Source organism: Streptomyces sp. NPDC050703 (assembly GCF_040654435.1).
In the GTDB taxonomy this organism is placed as follows: domain Bacteria; phylum Actinomycetota; class Actinomycetes; order Streptomycetales; family Streptomycetaceae; genus Streptomyces.
The window spans coordinates 109,404-128,533 of the sequence record NZ_JBFAHX010000002.1; the positions used below are offsets into that span (position 1 = coordinate 109,404).

Here is a 19,130-nt window from a genome sequence, read left to right on the forward strand (position 1 = left end):
GGAGGGGCCGCGTCAGTCGAGGACCCAGGCGACGTCCCTCAGCAAGGCGTGGCGCCAGCCGGCGCGGTCGTGGCCGGAGGCCGACCGCGAGACGCGCACGGCGGCGCCGGCCCGCCGCACCAGGTCCTCGGCCGCTTCACAGTGGGAGAGCATGCGGCTCTCGTGCTCCCCCAGGTCGAAGGCGACGCGCAGGCCCGAAAGGTCGTGGTCCGCCGAAGCCAGCCGCGCGGCGATGGCACCACCGGTCCGGCCACCCAGGGGGTCGGCCAGCCCCATGGCCTCCGGGGACCACCAGAACGACCCGGACTGGCAGGCGACGCGGGAGACCAGGTCCGGGAACTCCAACGCCGCGTACATCGCGCTCAGCCCACCGAGGCTCTGCCCGGCGACCACGAGCCGGCTCGGGTCGGCGGGTATGCCGGACTCCGCCACCAGCGGCAGCAGTTCGTCCCGCACCGCCTCCCACAGCTCGGGCCGGCAGCCGAACTCGGCCTCCCGGTCCTTGCTCGGCAGGAACACCAGCGTGACCGGCGGCATCTCACCGGCCGCGAAGGCCGCGTCGAACGCGGTCATGGCCGGGTGCAGATACAGCCAGTCGTCCCCGTCGAGCAGCAGCACCACGGGCCCGCCGCCGCCCACCGGATGCACGCGTACGGTGCGCCGGCCGCCGAGCCGCTCACTCGCCCAGCGGATCCGGGCGCGCGGCACGGGCAGGATGTCGTCGGGACCGACGGCGGGCCAGTGCGGCTGGGCCGGGGCGTCCGGCGTGGCGGCGATGGACCGGTCACCACCGGCGCCGACCGGGTTGAACGGATCGGCGTACGCCTCCCCGCCGACCAGGAACCGATAGCTCACGCGAAGCCGCGCGGGCATGCGCACTTCGGCGTACCAGCAGTCCGTCGTACCCCACTGACGCAGCGCGGTGGCATCCGCCCAGCTCTCGAAGTCGATCAGGGGCGGGGACGCGGGGGTGCCGGCGTCGGTGGGCGCGGCTGCGGGGGTGGACATGGCGGTGGCGGTGGACATGGCGGTGGCGGTGGCGGTTCCTGACATTGACGTGGGTTGTTGACGCCACAGGAAGAGGGTCCGCCAACCGCCGTGATCGTCACTGCCGCTGTGGCCGTCACTGTCGGACGCAGCGACCGAGGCGGGTGTACGCACGGCCGCCCAGAACTCCTCGCTTCCGGGGGCACCGGGCAACCCGAAGTCGGCGAAGGCGGGCTCCGAGGCGGGGCACATGAACGTCTCCTTGTGAGAGGGGAAGGGGAGAGGCTAAGCTCGCCGTAATTAGGCGAGCCTAACCTAATACGTAAGCCGTACGCCGACGACGCCGTGAGCATGTCGACGACCAACGGCACGCCTCTGCGGGCGAGTTCGGCCATGGTCGCCCTTCAGGGGAAGCTGAGCACGCACACGCACAGCAGACGCACAAGCGCAAGCACAAGCCCGGCGCGGCCGCAGCGCCCGTCGAGCCGAGGAGGAACCGACACATGAGCACCAACCCCTTCGATGACCCCGAAGGCCGTTTCCTGGTCCTGGTGAACGACGAGGGGCAGCACTCGATCTGGCCGTCCTTCGCCGAAGTGCCCGGAGGCTGGACGGTCGCCTTCGAGGAGAACACGAGGGACGCCTGCCTCGAATACGTCGAGACCCACTGGACGGACCTGCGCCCGCGCTCCCTCGCGGCATCCATGGACGCCTGAGCTCCGCCCTGGAGCTCCGACTCCCTCCCGGCTCCCCGGCTACCCACGCCGTGGGTTTCTGGCTCCCTGGCTCCCTGGCTCCCTGGTCTTCTGGTTCTCCGGCTCCCCGGTTCTCCGGCTCCCCGGCTTCCCGGTGAGCAGGCTGGCCGGGGGGCGAGGGCTGGCTGTGGGGAGTGGCTGTCGTGGGCGGGTTGCCGTGGGCCGGGTTGCCGTGGGCAGGCACTGCTCGGGGGTGGTGGCCGACGCGGGTCGGCAGCGGGCCGTCGCGGACGGTGCCGGGCCCGGCCCGATCTGAGTCTGACCCGATGGTGAGCCGATGGTGAGCCGAACGCGGCCCGGCGCATGCGGCTGGGCGGACGCCATCACTGACACACCGGCCCGCGGGTCGGCCGAGTAGACGTCGGGAGGCACCCCGTTGGCAACCCCGTTGACGATGACGCTCTGCACCAGACTGACGAACGCGCGCTTCCTCACCATGGATCCGGACCACCCCGTAGCGCATGACCTGGGCATCTGGCGGGGCCGCATCGCGGGGCTCGACGAGGCCGTGACCTCGCTGCCCGCGCGCGAGGTGATCGACCTGCAGGGCGCGACCGTGCTGCCCGGGTTCATCGACGCCCACGTGCATCTGGCCTGGACCGGCCTCAAGGAGAACACCTTGAGCATCGCGGGCCTCACACGCGTGGAGGACGTGCTCGCCGTGGTGGCGGAGGCCGCCGCCGCGCAGGCGTCGGCCGACGCCTGGCTGGACCTCGCCGGCTACGACCAACGGGCCCTCGGCCGCCACCTGACCGCCGCCGAACTGGACCAGGTCAGCCACGGGCACAAGGTCTACATCCTGCACGACTCCGGCCACGGCTGCGTCGTCAACTCCGCCGTACTCGACCTCCTCCCCGCCGACCTCCCGCACGAGAACGGCTTCCTCGCCGAGGGCGCCATGGGCGCCGCCCGCGCGCTGCGGCTGCCGTACAGCCAGCAGGAGTTGGCGGAAGCGATCGGGCGCGCTGCCCGCACGTGTCTCTCCGAGGGCATCACCGCCTGCGCCGAGGCGGGCATCGGCGGCACCCTCTTCGGCCACAGCCCGGTCGAACTGGGCGCCTACCAGCTCGCCCGCGAGCAGGGCCTCCTCCCGCTGCGCACGCAGCTCATGATCTCGGCGGACCGTCTGCGCCCGGTCGCCGCGCACGAGGCCGACGGCATCCCGCGCGCCCTGGACCTCGGCCTTCGCTCCGGCTTCGGCGACGACCACCTCTCCGTGGGCGCCCTGAAGATCTATACCGACGGCGGCATGATGGCCAGGACCGCGGCGCTCAGCGGCCCGTACGAAGGCCTCGGCCACACGGGCCAGTTGCAGGACGATCCGGAAGCGCTCACGGAGACGATCGTGGGCGGACACCTCGCCGGGTGGCAGCTCGCCGTCCACGCGATCGGCGACCGCGCGGCCGACATCGCCCTGGACGCCCTGGAACGCGCCCAGCGCCTCCGGCCGCGCCCCGGCGCCCGGCATCGCATCGAACACGCGGGCCTGATCCGCCCCGACCAGCTGCCCCGCTTCGCGCAGCTCGGCCTCAGCGCGGTCGTGCAGCCCAACTTCCTGCGCTACTTCGGCGACGACTATGCGGCGATCATGGGCGAGGCGCGAGCGCCATGGCTCTACCGGGGAAGGGCTTTCCTCGACCACGGCGTCCCACTCATCGGCAGTTCCGACCGCCCGGTCGCGGACGGATCTCCCCTGCGCGCCATCCAGTTCATGGTCGAGCGCACTTCGGAATCCGGCCAGGTCATCGGCACGGCGGAGGCGGTCACGGTGGACGAGGCGCTGTACGCCTACACGGCCGCCGGTGCCCACGCCTGCAACTGGGAGCACAGCCTCGGCACGCTCACCCCCGGCAAACGAGCCGACCTGACCGTTCTCGGCGACGACCCCAGGTCCGTGGACGTCTCCCGCATCGGAGACATCGAAGTCGCGGCCACGTACGTGGAGGGCCAGGAGATGCCTGAAGAACGTCAGAAGGCGCAGGAAATGAAGAAGACGCACCCTCACTCAACTCCTCTCCGCAGTCAGATGTGAACCCGCATTTGAACTCTGAAATTAGGTAAGGCTAACCTTCCTTCGAGTCCACTCGTGGAACCGAGGAAGGAACGCCTTGATCACGGCTACGCCGCGCCCCGCCCCACCGTCCTTCGTACGTTCGGCCCGCGAGGGGGACGCCCCCGCACTCACCGCCCTGTCCGAGCCCTTCGCTCGCTCGGGAGCACTGCGAGCCCGCCCCGCCTCGCTCTACGCCACCCGGGCCGCCGACTTCCTCGTACTGCAAACCCCCGACGGCGAGATCGAAGGCTGCGTAGGCCTAAGCGTCCACGACTGCGCCCCTGCGCCAGACCTTGCGTCGGGCCCCGCGCTCGCCTCCCCGCCCGGCCCCGCATCCGGTAGCTCCGCATCCGACCTCACGCCCGGTGGCTCCGCATCCGGTCTCGTCGGGAACCGCCGGCAGGTCGGCGTCCTGTACAACTTCTGCGTGGCCGACCACCGGCAGGGCCGCGGTGCGGGCGCCCAACTCCTGCGCGCCGCACTGCACGAGGCGCGCGCCCAGTTCCTCGATGCCCTCTTCACGGCCACGACAGGCGACGGAAACGTCTTCATCCGCCACGGTTTCACCCCTGCATCCGAGCGGCTGGCCCCACCGTCCTGGGCCAAGTCACTCGACCCCCGTCGCAACGCCCAGGTCTTCGTACGGGCGTTGTGACGCCACGGAGCCATGACGGCGCTCAGTGCTGCGCCGGGACACGGTACGCGCGATCACGCTAATTGCGCGGTGATTGCGGTGTCTGAGTAGTCTGCGGTTCTGCGGTTCTGCGGTTCTGCGGTTCTGCGGTTCTGCGGTGCCTGCGACGAACCGTCAGGCGCTGGCGGCGACGTCGTGGGCACCGGCAGGGGCGTTGCCTATGAGTGTTGCGGGGTCGACCGGGGGACCGGCGACCACGGTGGTACCCGGGCTCCTCTCGTCGAGCACGCCCCGCAGTACCGCGTGAGGCACGCGCCCGTCCAGTACGTGCGCCTTGCGTACGCCCCCGCGGACCGCCCGCAGGCACCCCTCCATCTTCGGCAGCATTCCGCTGGCCAACTCCGGCAGCATCGCGTCCAGCGCATCGGCAGTCAGGTGCTCGATGACGTCGGTGCTGTGCGGCCAGTTCGCGTACAACCCCTCGACATCGGTGAGCATGACGAGCCGCTCCGCACCGAGAGCTACGGCCAGGGCCGACGCGGCGAGATCGGCGTTGACGTTGTAGACCTGTCCGTCCTCACCGCGAGCCACGGGGGAGACCACCGGTATGTGCCCCTGGTCCAGGAGCGTGCGCACCATCCCGGGATTCACGTCCACGATGTCGCCGACGAGGCCGATGTCGACCGGCCTGCCGTCCACCCAGGCGGCTCTCCGCACCGCCGTCATCGTGTGCGCGTCCTCCCCGGTCATGCCTACGGCGAAGGGCCCATGAGCGTTGATGTGTCCGACCAGGTCCCTCTGCACTCGCCCGGTCAGGACCATCCTCACGACCTGCATGGCCTCGGGCGTGGTCACCCGCAGGCCGGCTTCGAAACGGGTCTCCATGTCGAGCCGGTCGAGCATCGCGTTGATCTGCGGCCCGCCGCCGTGCACGACGACCGGACGCAGGCCCGCGTGCCAGAGGTCCACGATGTCCTGGGCGAACAATCGCTGCAACGCCTCGTCCACCATGGCGTGGCCGCCGAACTTCACGACGACCGCGCTGCCTTGCAGTTCCTCCGGCCGGAAAGACGCACCTTCCTGTCGGGAGGGCGACCCCGCGGAAAGGGGCGAGTCAGGGTGCGACACCAGCAGGCGGAAGCTCTCTCCGTCGGCATCCGTGTTCGCGTCGGCACCGGCGTCGACATGGTCACGTAGTTCGGCTGTCGCGGCCCGTTCGGTCATAGTCTCCGTCTTCTCTCGTGATGTCTGGTGGTGCCGTGCATTGCCTGCGAGACGGGTGAGGTCCCCGCGGGAAACGTGCCGAACGCACCGCTGACCCCAACTGCCTACTGATTAGCTAAGCCTAACCTAATTAGTGGTTGTCCAAGGGTGGATCACCTCTCTCGTGATGTGTGTGGGTATGGCGTGCCGGCTAGTGCGGGACGAGGCGCGGCATGCCCCCATGCAACACGACGGGTCTGACATCCGGGTGAGGCTGTGGATAACCCTTGGCGTGCCCCTGCCCAGGGTTATCCACAGGGGCAACCGGAGGCTCAACTTCCGAGGCAGAGTCGGCACATGACGAATCACAGCGAAGCAGCCGACCCGATCGAGCCCCACGAGCCGATGAGGTCGGGCGAGCCCATCGCACCCGAGAAGGCGACCCGTGTGGGCGACCCCATCGCACTCGACGCTCCGACCGACACCCGTGACCCGCTCGACGAGCCCATGGTCACCCTGCGAACCCCGGCCGAGCTGGCGGACGCCCTGCCCTATCTTCTCGGCTTCAAGCCCGAGGAGAGCATCGTGCTCATCGCCCTGCACGGGGAGCGCGGGCGGTTCGGTGGCCGGGTGCGGCTCGGTATCCCCGAGCGCGCCGAGGACTGGTCCTGCGTCACCGATCAGCTCGCCCAGTGCCTGGTGGGCGGCTGCGAGCGGCGCGGCGACCGCCCCGACGGCATCGTCGCCTTCCTCTGCCGCGAGCCTCGCGCCGGGGAGTCCGGACAACAAGTCGTGCAGCACCTGCGACCGCTCGCGCAGTTGCTGCGCACGTCCTGCGGTGCCTTGGAGGTGCCGGTGTTCGAGGTCGTGTGCATCTCGGACGGCCGCTTCTGGACGTACTGCTGCCCGGACACCCACTGCTGCCCGCCGGAAGGCACCCCCCTGCTCAGGCCCGGCACCTCCGTCCTGGCCGCCGCATCGACCTACATGGGAGTCCGAGTGGATGCCACGCAGAGCGGGATCAGGGGCCGGCTCGCGCCGTGGACGGTCGGCGGCGCGGTGGAACAGGAGCGCGCCCTCGACGCGGTGAGCCTCACGCTCATCCCCCGGATTCTGAGCGAGGAGGGGCACGACACCGCCGAGGAGACGCTCGACCTGGCCCGCCGAGTCATGGCGCGGCTGGCCGACGCGCCGCCGATGCCCGACACGTCCGCAGCGGACGGCAGGGACGACCGGCTGATCGCGCACGACGAGGCCGCCGCACTCATCATCGGCCTCCAAGTGCGGACGACGCGCGATCGCGCCGCGGCCTGGATGGAGGGTGCCACGGCACCCGCGGCCCTGCGGCTCTGGAGGGCGCTGGCCCGCCGCTGTGTCGGCGCATACACGGAGCACGCGGCGGCGCCCTTGTCCCTGGCGGGCTGGGTGGCCTGGTCCCTCGGTGACTTGGTGGAGGGGCAGGAGGCCTTGGACATGGCCCTGCGCGTCGACCCGGAGTACATGTTCGCCCTGCTTCTGCACCGCGCCTGCAACGACGGCATGGACCCGGAGTCCATCCGGCGCTGCTTGCGCAGCAAAGACAAGGACAGCGAAACGCTGGACAACGGAGCACTGGACAACGGGACACCGGACAACGGGACACCGGACAACCAATCCCCTCAGGCCGAATCAGCTGGTGCCGGCACCACCGGCACACCCCCTCGGCGCCGCCGCCCACGGCTGCCTCGCTCAGCAGGAACAACCGGCAGCATCCCCTCAGACAACACCCGTCCTTCCGGTGGCCCCGGCGCGGGGCCCCAGAGCCGGCGGCGCGCGGTCAGGCGCGGTGCCAGGAAGAGCCGATGAGCACCCGGTTCCCCTGGCGGGCAACCTGGCCGGCACGCCTGTGGTCCCCACTGGCGGCCATAAGAAGTTGGCTCCATGTGGTCGGCTTCGCGCCGCGCAAGCGTGACTTGCGGCGGGGAAGACCCGTTCACCTGAGTGGCGGTATCAGTGGCCGTTGCACGCCGCGGAATCGCCCCCGACCTACCCGGGCCACGCAGCCAACGCCGAAGAAGGCGCCTCATGCCCCCTTCCACTCCGTCACCCGTATCCGACAGAGAGGGGCCCCAGCGGGCCGAGCCGATCACGGCTCGCCCGCCCGGACCACCGGCCCCGACGCCGCGGCGCCCAGCCGGCCCCGCTGCTTCCCTCGAACTCCCGCCCGCACACGCCTCCCTCATCTGCGTGGCCCTGCCCGCCCTCGCGATCTCGTCGGAGAAGGGACAGTTGACCGGTCGAGGACTGGAAGGCTTCTACCGCGCGGGACGGCGGATACTGTCCCGCTGCCAGATGCGTGTGGCCGGCCGCGAGCCTGTCCCCCTCCAGGCCCGTATGGTCACGGCGGACTGCGCCCGCTTCATGGCGACCCTGCACCTGCCGACCGGGAGTGGCCCCGATCCGGAGATCGTCATCGAGCGTGTCCGGCACGCCGACGGCGCGGAACGGATCACCCTGCGCAGCTCGGCCCCGCGCCCCCTGCGGCTGCCAGTCGAGGTCGCGCTCGGCACGGATATGGCCGAGCTCGGCGCGGTCGCATCCGGCAGAGCCGGACCGGAGTTGCCGGCCGACGTGCACGCCTCCGGCATGCGGTGGTCATCCACCTCGGGCGACTGCCTGGTCACGGCCGACCCGGCGCCTGCCGACGCGCTGGCCTCGGCGGGAATGCTGCGTTGGGAGGTGGAACTGCCACCGCATGCTTCCTGGAGCGTGGAACTGCGGGTGCGCCCCATCGGCGCGGGACCGGTTCGCATGGCGAGACACGGCACGACGCACGCCCTGGCGGCGGCGCGAGCCGTCGGCGACGACGCCAGGCTGCAGCCGCTGCTCGACCGATCCGTGGAGGACCTGCGAGCACTGCTGCTGCGGGACCGCGAACACCCCGCGGACGTGTACGAGGCCGCGGGTGCCCCCTGGCGCTGCGGACTCGCACCGGCCGAGGCGTTGGCCACGGCCCGTATGACGCTACCGCTCGGGACCAGGCTCGCCGCGGGCACGCTGCGCACCCTGGCACGTGGCCGACTCACCGGACCGGGGCAGCGGTCGGGAATGATCCCCGGCCCGATGCGAGACGCGGGACCGCATCTGCCACCCGCCTGCACAGGGACCGAGGCGACCCTGCTCTTCCCGGCCCTCCTCGCCGAGGCACGGCGTTGGGGACTGCCGAGCAAGGAGGTGGAGGAGTTGCTCCCCGCCGCGGAGGGGTGCCTGCGGTGGCTCCGCGCCGCGGTGGGTGACGAGGTCTTCCTGTCGGACGCACAACCGAGCGGAACGGTGCGCGGCACCACCCAGGCTCACGCTCCCCGGGCCGCACTCCTCGGCGCGGACCTGCTCGACGCATACGGCCGCGAAGGCGCTGCCGAACTGCGGCAGTGGGCCCAGCGGCTCCGGTCCGCGTTCCGTGCCGAGTTCTGGGTCGACGACCGAGCGGGCGGACGACCGGCCTCGGCACGACTGGCCGACGGACGCCTCGTCCCGCACCTCACCGGCGGAGCGGCCCACCTCCTGGACACCGGCCTGCTCGGATCGGGAGCGCTCGCACCCGGTCTGCTCGACGACATCCAGACCGAGCAGCTGGCACGACTGCTCGGTGGCCCCGCCATGAACTCCGGGTGGGGACTGCGCAGCCTGGGCACGAGGGAGGCCGCGTACAACCCGTTCGGGCACAGGAGCGGGGCGGTCGGTGTGCAGGAGACGGCGGTCGCCGTCGCGGGGCTTGCCGCCGCGGGCCACGAGAAGGAGGCGAGTTCGCTGCTGCGAGGCATGCTGTCGGCGGCCGAGAGCTTCGGCCACCGACTGCCCGAGATGTACGCGGGAGAGCAGCGGACGGCGGGCGCGGCTCCCCTCCCGCACCCGTCCGCCTGCCGCCCCGCGGCCACCGCCGCGGCAGCAGGGGTGCACGTTCTCACGGCCCTCGTCGGCATCCGGCCTGACGCACCGGCGGGCACGGTGACGCTGCGGCCCGTCCCCGGCGCGCCACTGGGAGAACTGAGCCTCACATCGCTGAACGTGGCCGGGGCGCCCTTCTCCGTACGGGTGAACCGACTGGGTCTGGCCATGGTCGAGGAAGCGGCCGACGCACTGCAGCTGCGGGTCTGACCTTGGGTCTCAGTGGCAGAGGGCCGGTGAGAGAGGGCCGGACGGCGGCTTCGCGATGGCCGGGAATCAGACCGGGAAGCGGCGAGCGAAGGAGATGTTTATCGTCAGGCAGACGACTATGATCGCGGCATGTCGCCCTACGACCCGTCGGCCTTCCCGCCCTTCGCCGTCACCGTCGACCTGGTCGTGCTGACCGTGCGCCGCCACGCACTCTGCGCGCTGGCCGTGCGGCGCGGTGAACAGCCCTTCCAGGGGCGTTGGGCGCTCCCCGGCGGCTTCGTCCGCCCCGACGAGGACCTGTCGTCCGCGGCAGCACGCGAGCTGAGCGAGGAGACGGGCCTCTGCGCCCACGACCCCGCCGGCCCGGCCCAGGCGAACGGAGCGCACCTCGAACAACTCGCCACATACGGCGACCCCGAGCGCGACCCCCGGATGCGCGTCGTCAGCGTCGCCCATCTCGCCCTCGCCCCCGATCTGCCCGCACCCCGCGCGGGCGGCGACGCGCACAGCGCCCGCTGGACACCCGTGGAGACCCTGCTCGACCAGGGCGGATACGGACGTGAGGGGGAACCGTCGGCGCCACTCGCCTTCGACCACGGACAGATCCTCGCGGACGGGGTCGAGCGAGCCAGATCCAAGATCGAGTACTCCTCGCTGGCCACGGCGTTCTGCCCACCGGAGTTCACCGTCGGCGAGCTGCGGCGGGTGTACGAAGCCGTGTGGGGCGTCGTCCTCGACCCCCGTAACTTCCACCGCAAGGTCACCGGAACTCCGGGCTTCCTGGTGCCCACCGGCGGTACCACGACCCGGCAGGGCGGTCGCCCCGCCCAGCTCTTCCGCGCGGGTGGCGCGACGCTCCTCAACCCGCCCATGTTGCGCCCCGAGGTCTGACACAGACGTTCACCGCAGGCCGTCGGCCGGCCCGCCGATCGACCTCTCCCGCCACCCAAGGGGACACCAGCAACAGCCGCCTTGCCCGAAAAGTCATTTATATCGCGTTATCTTGCTGGGGTACCCACGGGGTTCGTCCCCCTGATCCGGTGGACGGGCCCCGGCTGTCGAGCGGTCGCACATCCTGCGAGAGAAGCGATGATCCAGGCCATCGGACTGACCAGCAATCCCCGCCAGGAGCTCCCGCCCGCCGTCGACGACGTGTCCTTCGAGGCACGCACCGGTCGGGTCACGGCGCTGCTGGGCGCCGAGGCCGCCGGGAAGACCACGGCGCTGCGGCTCATGCTCGAACTGCAACAGGGCCGCGGCGTGACGTACTTCAGAGGGCGCCCCCTGCACCGCATCGCCCAACCCTCACGCGAGGTCGGCGTCCTCTTGGGCGAGGCCCCGGGGCACCCCGCGCGCTCCGTCCGCAATCACCTGCGGATGCTCTGTGCCGCTGTCGCGGTGCCCACCACACGTGCCGACGACGTCCTTGAGGCCGTCGGCCTCGTCAGCCTCAGGGACCAGCGCCTCGGCACTCTTTCGCGCGGCATGGACCGACGGCTCGGTCTGGCCTGCGCCCTGCTCGCCGACCCTCACACCCTCGTACTCGACGGCCCGGCCGACGGCCTCTCGGCCCGGGAAGGCGCCTGGTTGCACGAGATCCTGCGCGCCCACGCCGATCAGGGCGGCACGGTCCTGTTCACGACCGACGACCCCAAGGAAGCGGCACGAACCGCCGACCGCGTCATCACCCTGGAAGCGGGGCGGCTCATCGCGGACCAGGAAGCCGCGGACTTCGCACGGACCCGGCTCCGCCCCCGCGTCGCCGTCCTCACCCCCCACGCGGCCCGCCTCGGAGCACTCCTCACCAAAGAGGCCCGCGCGGCACGGCAACCCGTCGAAGTGGTCAAGGAAGAGGGCAACAGGCTCTCCGTATACGGCAGCAACTGCGCCGAAGTGGGCGAGACCGCGTACCGGCACGGCATCCTCGTCCACCAACTCGCCGACGAGATCGGCGACGCGGGACCGTCAGCACATCCCGGACCACCGCCTCAGGCGAAGTTGTCCACCGAACCGGCACTCGCCGTCGCCGCGGCTGCCTCCGGCGACTGCCGTACCGCAGACGTTGGCGGGCCGCCCCAGACCGAGAGCAGGCAACCGGCACCGCCCGCCCAGACCCGCGACGAGCCGCAGCTTTCGACGGCCTGCGCCAAGGAGGACCCTCAAGCGCAGCCCGCCCCGACATCCGACGCACCCCTGACGCAGGCCGAGGGAACCCCGCCGGCCCAAGCCGACGCCGCCACCAAGAACCGGAGCGGGAACACGCTGCAGAAGGTCCATGACGCGGCGGCCACAGACCGGACCGAAGGCGGCGATGCGGCGGCCACAGGGCGGACCGAAGGCAGCGATGCGGCGCCCACTCGGACCGAGACGGCGGCCATCCGCCTCGTACCACTCAGGGACAGCGACAGGGCCCCGCTGCCGGAGGACGGCGGCACCGCCCCGTTCACCGACGGGGCCAATCCCCCCGCCCCGCCCCCACCCCCTCCCACCCCCGCCTCAGCCCTGCCTCCCCCCATCACCGTCCGCCCCGGCCGTACTCCTCTGTGGCCCCTGCGCTACGAGGTGCGTCGCCTCGTGGGTGTCGGCACCGGCTACCTCACCCTGGCGGCCGTCCTCGCCGCGTCCGCCCTGATCAGCCTTGTCGTGGCGCGGGTCGGGCACACCCCGCAGCCTCGGCTGCTGGCGGCCTGGCCGCACGCGCTTCCGCTGCCGCCCGCGGCCCTGGGAGCCGGGCTTCTGGGCGCGCTCGCCTTCGGCGATGAGTTCCGGCACCCCGCCCTCGCCGCGGACCGGGGTACTGTCCCGCGCCGCCTGAGCCTGCTCGCCGCCAAGCTGCTCGTCGCCGCCGCCACGGCGCTGCTGCTCGGCACGCTCGCGGTGGGCACCGATGGTGTGCTGCTTCACCTTGTATACGGAGAGGAGCTCGTCAGAGTTCCCGCGGGTTGGCTTGTTTTGTCGGCGAGTTGGGCGGCGCTGCTGGCGGGGTGTGCGTGGGCCGGGGTGCTGGCTGCCGGAGTCTTCCGTTCCACCACCGCTGGGCTGGCCGCGGTGCTCGCGGTGCCGATCCTCGTGGTGCCGGTCGTGCAGAAAGCCGTTGATGGTCCCGCGGTGCGATCGGCGGCCGGGTTTCCGGGACGGCTGCGGGATCTGGCGCTGGTGCAGTGGCCGTTCGGCAGCGAACGGATTCTGACCGCCGGTGTCCGCATGCTCGCCCAACCCGTGGGTACTGCACTGATGTTGTCGTTGACCACCCTGCTCTGCGCATATCTGCTCACCACGGTGCGCGGCAGGGTCAGATGATGACCATCTGGGCGTCGTTCGTTGCGGGGCCTGCGCGCAACTCCCCGTACGACGCTCATTTCTTTCCGATAAGGCGTCAATTACGGCAGGGTAAGCGATCACCCTTTCGTGTGCTTTTCACCAAAGACCTCAAGGGAGTTGGGGGCCACGCCGACAACTGATCCGTGAGTACCCTTGCGCACACCATGATGTCCACCGCCCGCCCCGCCGACTCCGGTCTCGCAGGCCCGGGCGACCTCGACCGCTACCCCTACGCGGAGTCCCATGGCCGGGACCGCGTGATCCCTCCTGTGTGGGACGGCCCCGACCAGGACCTGGGGCGCGTGGGCCGGCGCGCCGCGGGCAGCCGCGGCCGCGGGCTGCACGGTCAACTCGTCCAGCAGCTCGGTCAGATGATCGTCTCCGGTGACCTCGGTGCCGACCGTCCACTCGTCCCCGAGGAGATCGGCCAGCGCTTCGAGGTCTCCCGCACCGTCGTCCGTGAGTCACTGCGCGTGCTGGAGGCCAAGGGCCTGGTCAGCGCGCGTCCGAACGTCGGCACGCGCGTGCGTCCCGTCAGTGACTGGAACCTCCTGGACCCGGACATCATCGAGTGGCGCGCCTTCGGGCCGCAGCGCGACGACCAGCGTCGCGAGCTCGGTGAGCTCCGCTGGATGATCGAGCCGCTCGCCGCCCGCCTCGCCGCGGGGCACGGCCGCGAGGAGGTGCAGCAGCGCCTCGCCGACATGGTCGAGATCATGGGCCACGCCTTGGCGCAGGGTGACATGCTCACCTTCTCCCGCGCCGACGCGGAGTTCCACTCGCTGCTCATTCAGGTGGCGGGCAACCGCATGCTTGAGCACCTGTCCGGCATCGTCTCGGCGGCCCTGCAGGTCTCGGGCGGCCCGGGCTCCGGCTGTGACCGCCCCAGCGAGAGCTCTCTGGTGCACCACTCCCGCGTCGTCGACGCCCTCGCCGCGGGTGACGGACCCGGAGCCGAGACGGCCATGCGGCAGCTCCTCACCGTCCACCCCGAGGTGGAGCGCGTCGTGCCCGCCCCTCGCGAGCACTGACCGCGTCCTCACGCCGCCGCTGGTGCGCGCGCCTCGCCGTAGCGCTCCGTCGCCTCCGGGTGGCGACGGTCACGCGTGGCAGGCGTCGCCGGATCGCCGCGGGCTCGCATGAGCCCAGCGGGGTCCGGCGGCGAGATCGCGAGGATTGCTTCGCGGGACACCGGGGGATCATTCGTGCATGCGTATAAGTAGCTTCTGGCCATATATGGACGGTTTTGATCACTTACGGGGTGTGACTCGGGCCACGTGGATTGGGCGTAACGCTCCAAGGAACAGCGCGATGACCTAAGAGGTGATAGCCGAGGAGGGAATACAGCCGTCGTTCGTGGCGCTGTGCAGCTCCCCGGCCCCCCGCCCGCGCCGTCGGCCCAATCCCCTGCCGCCGGTCGTCGGCTCCGGTCCACCATGGACGGGGCCGGAAGCCGTTTTCCAACGTTCCGAGAGGTTGTTCGTGTCGGCCAGCACATCCCGTACGCTCCCGCCGGAGATCGCCGAATCCGTCTCTGTCATGGCGCTCATCGAGCGGGGAAAGGCTGATGGGCAGATCGCCGGCGATGACGTGCGTCGTGCCTTCGAAGCTGACCAGATTCCGGCCACTCAGTGGAAGAACGTTCTGCGCAGCCTCAACCAGATCCTCGAGGAAGAGGGTGTGACGCTGATGGTCAGTGCCGCGGAGCCCAAGCGCCCCCGCAAGAGCGTCGCAGCGAAGAGCCCGGCCAAGCGCACCGCGACCAGGACGGTCGCGGCCAAGACCGTCACGGCGAAGCCCACCGCCACCGCCGCCACTGAGGCGCCGACCGCGGATGACGCCGACGACGCGCCCGCGAAGAAGGTCGCAGCCAAGAAGACGACGGCCAAGAAGGCCGTCGCGAAGAAGACCACCGCCAAGAAGGCGGCGGCCAAGAAGACCACCTCCAAGAAGGACGCCGACGAGCTCCTCGACGACGAGGCGACCGACGAGGCACCCGCCGCCGGCAAGCCCGGCGAGGGCGAGCCGGCCGAGGAAGGCGCCCAGGGCTTCGTCCTCTCCGACGAGGACGAGGACGACGCGCCGGCCCAGCAGGTCGCCGCCGCCGGTGCCACCGCCGACCCGGTCAAGGACTACCTGAAGCAGATCGGCAAGGTCCCGCTCCTCAACGCCGAGCAGGAGGTCGAGCTCGCCAAGCGCATCGAGGCCGGCCTGTTCGCCGAGGACAAGCTGGCCAACGCCGACAAGCTCGCCCCGAAGCTCAAGCGCGAGCTGGAGATCATCGCCGAGGACGGCCGCCGCGCCAAGAACCACCTCCTGGAGGCCAACCTCCGCCTGGTGGTCTCCCTGGCCAAGCGCTACACCGGCCGCGGCATGCTCTTCCTGGACCTCATCCAGGAGGGCAACCTCGGTCTGATCCGCGCGGTCGAGAAGTTCGACTACACCAAGGGCTACAAGTTCTCCACGTACGCCACCTGGTGGATCCGTCAGGCGATCACCCGCGCCATGGCCGACCAGGCCCGCACCATCCGTATCCCGGTGCACATGGTCGAGGTCATCAACAAGCTGGCCCGTGTCCAGCGCCAGATGCTCCAGGACCTGGGCCGAGAGCCCACCCCGGAGGAGCTGGCCAAGGAACTCGACATGACCCCGGAGAAGGTCATCGAGGTCCAGAAGTACGGCCGTGAGCCGATCTCCCTCCACACCCCTCTGGGTGAGGACGGCGACAGCGAGTTCGGTGACCTCATCGAGGACTCCGAAGCGGTCGTTCCGGCCGACGCGGTCAGCTTCACGCTCCTCCAGGAGCAGCTGCACTCCGTCCTGGACACCCTGTCCGAGCGCGAGGCGGGCGTGGTCTCCATGCGCTTCGGTCTCACGGACGGCCAGCCCAAGACCCTCGACGAGATCGGCAAGGTCTACGGAGTGACGCGCGAGCGCATCCGCCAGATCGAGTCGAAGACGATGTCGAAGCTCCGTCACCCGTCCCGTTCGCAGGTCCTGCGCGACTACCTCGACTAGAAGCCGACCGCGATCAAGGCTCCGACCTGCACTCATGTGCAGGTCGGAGCCTTTTTCCGAGGAGTGAGCGACACGCGAAGGGCCTGGACGACATGACAGAGACGACCACCCGTGGCTCGGGCGACGCGACTGGCGCGCCGGTCATCCTGGGCAACGAACCCGGCTCGTTCGCCCGGAGCGTGCTGGCCGAGCGCCACCCTGCCCTCATTCAGCAGGTACGAGACGCCTTCCCGTACGGCCCCCGACAGCACGAGGCCCTCGACGCCTTGCTGGACGAGACCACCAACGGGGTGATCGAGCCGCTCAGCCCCGTGGAGCACGATCATGAGCGTTGGGCGAACTGGGGGCGCGAATACTTCGGGCGCTCGTGGTACGACGCCCCCTTCCTGTGGTCGGAGAGCTACTTCTACCGCAGGCTGCTCGGCGCGGTCGGGTACTTCGGCGCCGGGCCGTGGCGGGGCGTCGATCCGTTCGCGCCGTTCAAGCGGGCCGAGCTGCGGGGCGACGCCGTGGAGGAAGAGCTGCGGGCCCTGGACGCGCTCGCGGGCGTTCCGCTGGACGAGCGGGCCGCTGCCCTGCTCCAGGCCTCGCTCTGGGGCAACCGCGCGGACCTCGGCTTCCGCGTCTCGGCGGGGGAACCGGCGGTCGGTGACGCCGCGGCCTCCGCGCTGGTGGCCGACGACAGCGCTTCGCTGTGGGACCTGCTGCCCGCCGGGAACTCCTCGACGGTCGCCGTGGTCGCGGACAACGCGGGGCGCGAGCTGATCCCGGACCTGATCCTCGTCGACCACCTCCTCGAACAGCGGCATGCCGAACAGGTCGTACTCCATCTCAAGCCCCACCCCTACTACGTCTCCGACGCGATGACGGCCGACGTCGTCGACTGCCTCCGCCGCCTCACCGGGGCACCCGGCGCAGCCGGCGCGATCGGCGGTCGGCTGTGGAAGGCCCTGGCGGCAGGGGGCCTGGAGGTCCGCACGCACCCGTTCTTCTGCGCTCCGCTGCCGTACGAGGACATGCCCGATGACCTGCGCGGCGAGTTCGAGGGCGCCACGCTCACGATCCTGAAGGGCGACCTCAACTACCGGCGGCTGGTAGGAGACCGGCTGTGGGACGCCACAGCCCCGTTCGCCGATCGCACCGCGTACTTCCCCGGTGCCGTCGCGGCGCTGCGGACCCTGAAGTCCGACGTCGTCGTCGGCCTGGAGAAGGCGACGCTGGACGCCCTCGAACAGTCAGGCGTCGTGTGGCGTACGAGTGGAACGCACGCGCTGGTCCAGGTGAGACGGTAGAGCTGGGCGGTGCCGGCTCGCGGAGCCTCGCTGCGTGACGCGTTCCGCAGAGACCCGAACCCTTTTTCGATGGCGCGGGCCTTTCGCGCGAGGGTGCGCTCTCTGTGACTCTGGATGACTCTGGGTAGGCGTTTGGAGCCGAGAGTGAGGAGATCACATGCGTCGTCACATCGTCCGAGCATGGACCGGGGCAGTGGCCATGGCGGCTGGAGCCGCTGTGCTGCCGTTGGCCGCCCCGGGGTCCGCGGCGGCCGACAGCGTGGTCATCGGGGGCGGTCCGGTCCAGGTGTCCGACCACCCGTGGGTGGTGGCCATCGCCAGCCGTGACCGGTTCGGGGGCGCCCGATCAGGGCAGTTCTGCGGCGGGGCCGTGGTCAGCCGGACCACGGTTCTCACGGCGGCCCACTGTGTGGGGTCGGACGTGCTCGGCACGTCGCTGAGCGAGGTGCGGGACCTGAAGGTCATCGCGGGCCGCAACGATCTGCGGACGTCCGAGGGCAGCGAGATCACCGTGAGCAGCGTCAAGGCCAACCCGGAGTACGACAGCTCGACCAACTCCGGCGACGCGGCGGCGCTGACCCTGGCTGAACCGCTGCCCGAGTCGTACGTGATTCCCATGGCGGGCAAGGGTGACGCCGCCTACCGGGCGGGGACGGCCGCCCACGTCTACGGCTGGGGGGACACCACGGGAGGCGGCCAGTACGCGAACTCGCTGCACGCGGCGCAGGTGCATGTCTTCGCCGACACGGTGTGTGAGGAGGCGTACCCGGGCAGTTCCGACGGCAAGTTCACGGTGGCGACCATGCTCTGTGCCGGCGAACGGGAGGGCGGGAAGGACGCCTGTCAGGGCGACAGCGGCGGGCCGCTCGTGGCGCAGGGCCGGCTCATCGGCCTGGTGTCCTGGGGGAGTGGCTGCGGCCGTCCGGGGCGTCCCGGCGTGTACACGCGGGTCTCGGACGCCGCCAAGATCCTGCGCACGCGCTGACACCGAAGTCCGGCCGGGAGGGTCGGGCCGGGCGGCACAAGAGGGCCGAGAAGGGGCTCAGAGGCCCCTGTGACGAGAGCGGGCGGCGGTCCCTGCATGGTGGCAGGGGCCGCCGCCCGTTCGCCGGCCTGGTGTGCCGGAGCTGGCTCGTCGTGGTCGCGAGGTGTCAGCGTTCCTCTTCGGATGCGGTCTCCGGAACGGCGGTGAGGCGCTCCGTCTCATCCTGTATCTCAGCGGCGATCTTCTTGAGTTCCGGCTCGAACTTGCGACCGTGGTGGGCGCAGAAGAGCAGTTCACCGCCGCTCAACAGGACAACGCGCAGGTATGCCTGGGCGCCGCAGCGGTCGCAGCGATCAGCGGCCGTCAGGGGGCTCGCGGGGGTCAGAACAGTAGTCACGTCGCCTCTTCTCTAGCTCGACGAGCTGTCGTACCAGGGTCAACATCCAACCAGGCCGAAAACGTTCCCGCTCGTGGCTTTTCCTCGAAAATTTCTTCCGAGAGGTTGTCCGTTGCCGGTTGGCGGCGAATGTGCCGTATTGCGTCTCTTACGAGTCTTACGGTTTCGCGCTGTCTGTCAGGTCGGGTCCTCCCGGCTGGCTTGCCGGTTGTTCATGAGGACGTGCCCGGAGCCTAAATGGTTCATGCCTGGAAGGGAACGTGACGTGCGCTTCACTCCATCGTGCGATCGAACATGTATGCGAGTCTGGACTAGTCTGAGTTGAGCCGAGGGTGGCGTGACAACGGC

At 70.7% G+C, this 19,130-nt stretch carries 14 protein-coding genes; 11 read left to right on the plus strand and 3 right to left on the minus strand.

Features of this window, described 5'->3' with window-relative positions:
- Window positions 1–12: 12 nt before the first annotated feature.
- Complete coding sequence (locus AB0I16_RS02160; RefSeq protein ID WP_363247378.1) at window positions 13–1,239, minus strand: alpha/beta hydrolase-fold protein; 1,227 nt, start codon at window positions 1,237–1,239, stop codon at window positions 13–15.
- 251 nt (window positions 1,240–1,490) lie between these two features.
- On the opposite strand from AB0I16_RS02160, the gene AB0I16_RS02165 reads away from it, so the two are divergent.
- The 3 genes from AB0I16_RS02165 to AB0I16_RS02175 all read left to right on the plus strand — a co-directional run bounded on the left by AB0I16_RS02165 (window position 1,491) and on the right by AB0I16_RS02175 (window position 4,450).
- Window positions 1,491–1,703 (plus strand): MbtH family protein, encoded by a 213-nt coding sequence (locus AB0I16_RS02165; RefSeq protein ID WP_363247379.1) that lies wholly within the window; start codon window positions 1,491–1,493, stop codon window positions 1,701–1,703.
- A 433-nt stretch (window positions 1,704–2,136) separates the two neighbouring features.
- A complete protein-coding gene (locus AB0I16_RS02170) occupies window positions 2,137–3,774 on the plus strand; it encodes an amidohydrolase (RefSeq protein WP_363247380.1) in 1,638 nt (545 codons plus the stop codon).
- A 76-nt stretch (window positions 3,775–3,850) separates the two neighbouring features.
- Window positions 3,851–4,450 carry a GNAT family N-acetyltransferase gene (locus tag AB0I16_RS02175; RefSeq protein WP_363247381.1) on the plus strand — a complete coding sequence of 200 codons (600 nt, stop codon included), beginning with the start codon at window positions 3,851–3,853 and terminating at the stop codon, window positions 4,448–4,450.
- A 153-nt stretch (window positions 4,451–4,603) separates the two neighbouring features.
- Here AB0I16_RS02175 and argB read toward each other — a convergent pair whose 3' ends face one another.
- Window positions 4,604–5,482, minus strand: coding sequence for an acetylglutamate kinase (gene argB / locus AB0I16_RS02180; protein ID WP_363247561.1), 879 nt, complete (start codon window positions 5,480–5,482; stop codon window positions 4,604–4,606).
- Window positions 5,483–6,139: 657 nt separating this feature from the next.
- Between argB and AB0I16_RS02185 the strand changes: the two genes are divergently transcribed.
- From AB0I16_RS02185 to AB0I16_RS02220, 8 genes are all read left to right on the plus strand, one after another.
- Window positions 6,140–7,477 carry a DUF4192 domain-containing protein gene (locus tag AB0I16_RS02185; protein WP_363247562.1) on the plus strand — a complete coding sequence of 446 codons (1,338 nt, stop codon included), beginning with the start codon at window positions 6,140–6,142 and terminating at the stop codon, window positions 7,475–7,477.
- Between the two features lie 381 nt (window positions 7,478–7,858).
- The gene (locus AB0I16_RS02190) at window positions 7,859–9,769 is read left to right on the plus strand and encodes a glycogen debranching N-terminal domain-containing protein (RefSeq protein WP_363247382.1); all 1,911 of its coding nucleotides are present in this window, start codon (window positions 7,859–7,861) and stop codon (window positions 9,767–9,769) included.
- A gap of 129 nt (window positions 9,770–9,898) precedes the next feature.
- Window positions 9,899–10,660, plus strand: a complete 762-nt coding sequence (locus AB0I16_RS02195; RefSeq protein ID WP_363247383.1) for an NUDIX hydrolase — start codon at window positions 9,899–9,901, stop codon at window positions 10,658–10,660.
- Between the two features lie 198 nt (window positions 10,661–10,858).
- Window positions 10,859–13,069, plus strand: a complete 2,211-nt coding sequence (locus tag AB0I16_RS02200; protein ID WP_363247384.1) for an ATP-binding cassette domain-containing protein — start codon at window positions 10,859–10,861, stop codon at window positions 13,067–13,069.
- Window positions 13,070–13,233: 164 nt separating this feature from the next.
- Window positions 13,234–14,121 carry a FadR/GntR family transcriptional regulator gene (locus AB0I16_RS02205; RefSeq protein WP_363247385.1) on the plus strand — a complete coding sequence of 296 codons (888 nt, stop codon included), beginning with the start codon at window positions 13,234–13,236 and terminating at the stop codon, window positions 14,119–14,121.
- Between the two features lie 451 nt (window positions 14,122–14,572).
- Window positions 14,573–16,108: an RNA polymerase sigma factor gene (locus tag AB0I16_RS02210; RefSeq protein WP_363247386.1), complete on the plus strand. Its 1,536-nt coding sequence runs from the start codon at window positions 14,573–14,575 to the stop codon at window positions 16,106–16,108.
- Between the two features lie 92 nt (window positions 16,109–16,200).
- Window positions 16,201–17,400, plus strand: coding sequence for a damage-control phosphatase ARMT1 family protein (locus AB0I16_RS02215; protein ID WP_363247387.1), 1,200 nt, complete (start codon window positions 16,201–16,203; stop codon window positions 17,398–17,400).
- Between the two features lie 157 nt (window positions 17,401–17,557).
- Entirely contained in the window at window positions 17,558–18,385 is an 828-nt protein-coding gene (locus tag AB0I16_RS02220) for a serine protease (protein WP_363247388.1), read from the plus strand.
- 166 nt (window positions 18,386–18,551) lie between these two features.
- On the opposite strand, the gene AB0I16_RS02225 is transcribed toward AB0I16_RS02220, so the two are convergent.
- Window positions 18,552–18,782 (minus strand): hypothetical protein, encoded by a 231-nt coding sequence (locus AB0I16_RS02225; protein ID WP_363247389.1) that lies wholly within the window; start codon window positions 18,780–18,782, stop codon window positions 18,552–18,554.
- Window positions 18,783–19,130 lie beyond the last annotated feature (348 nt).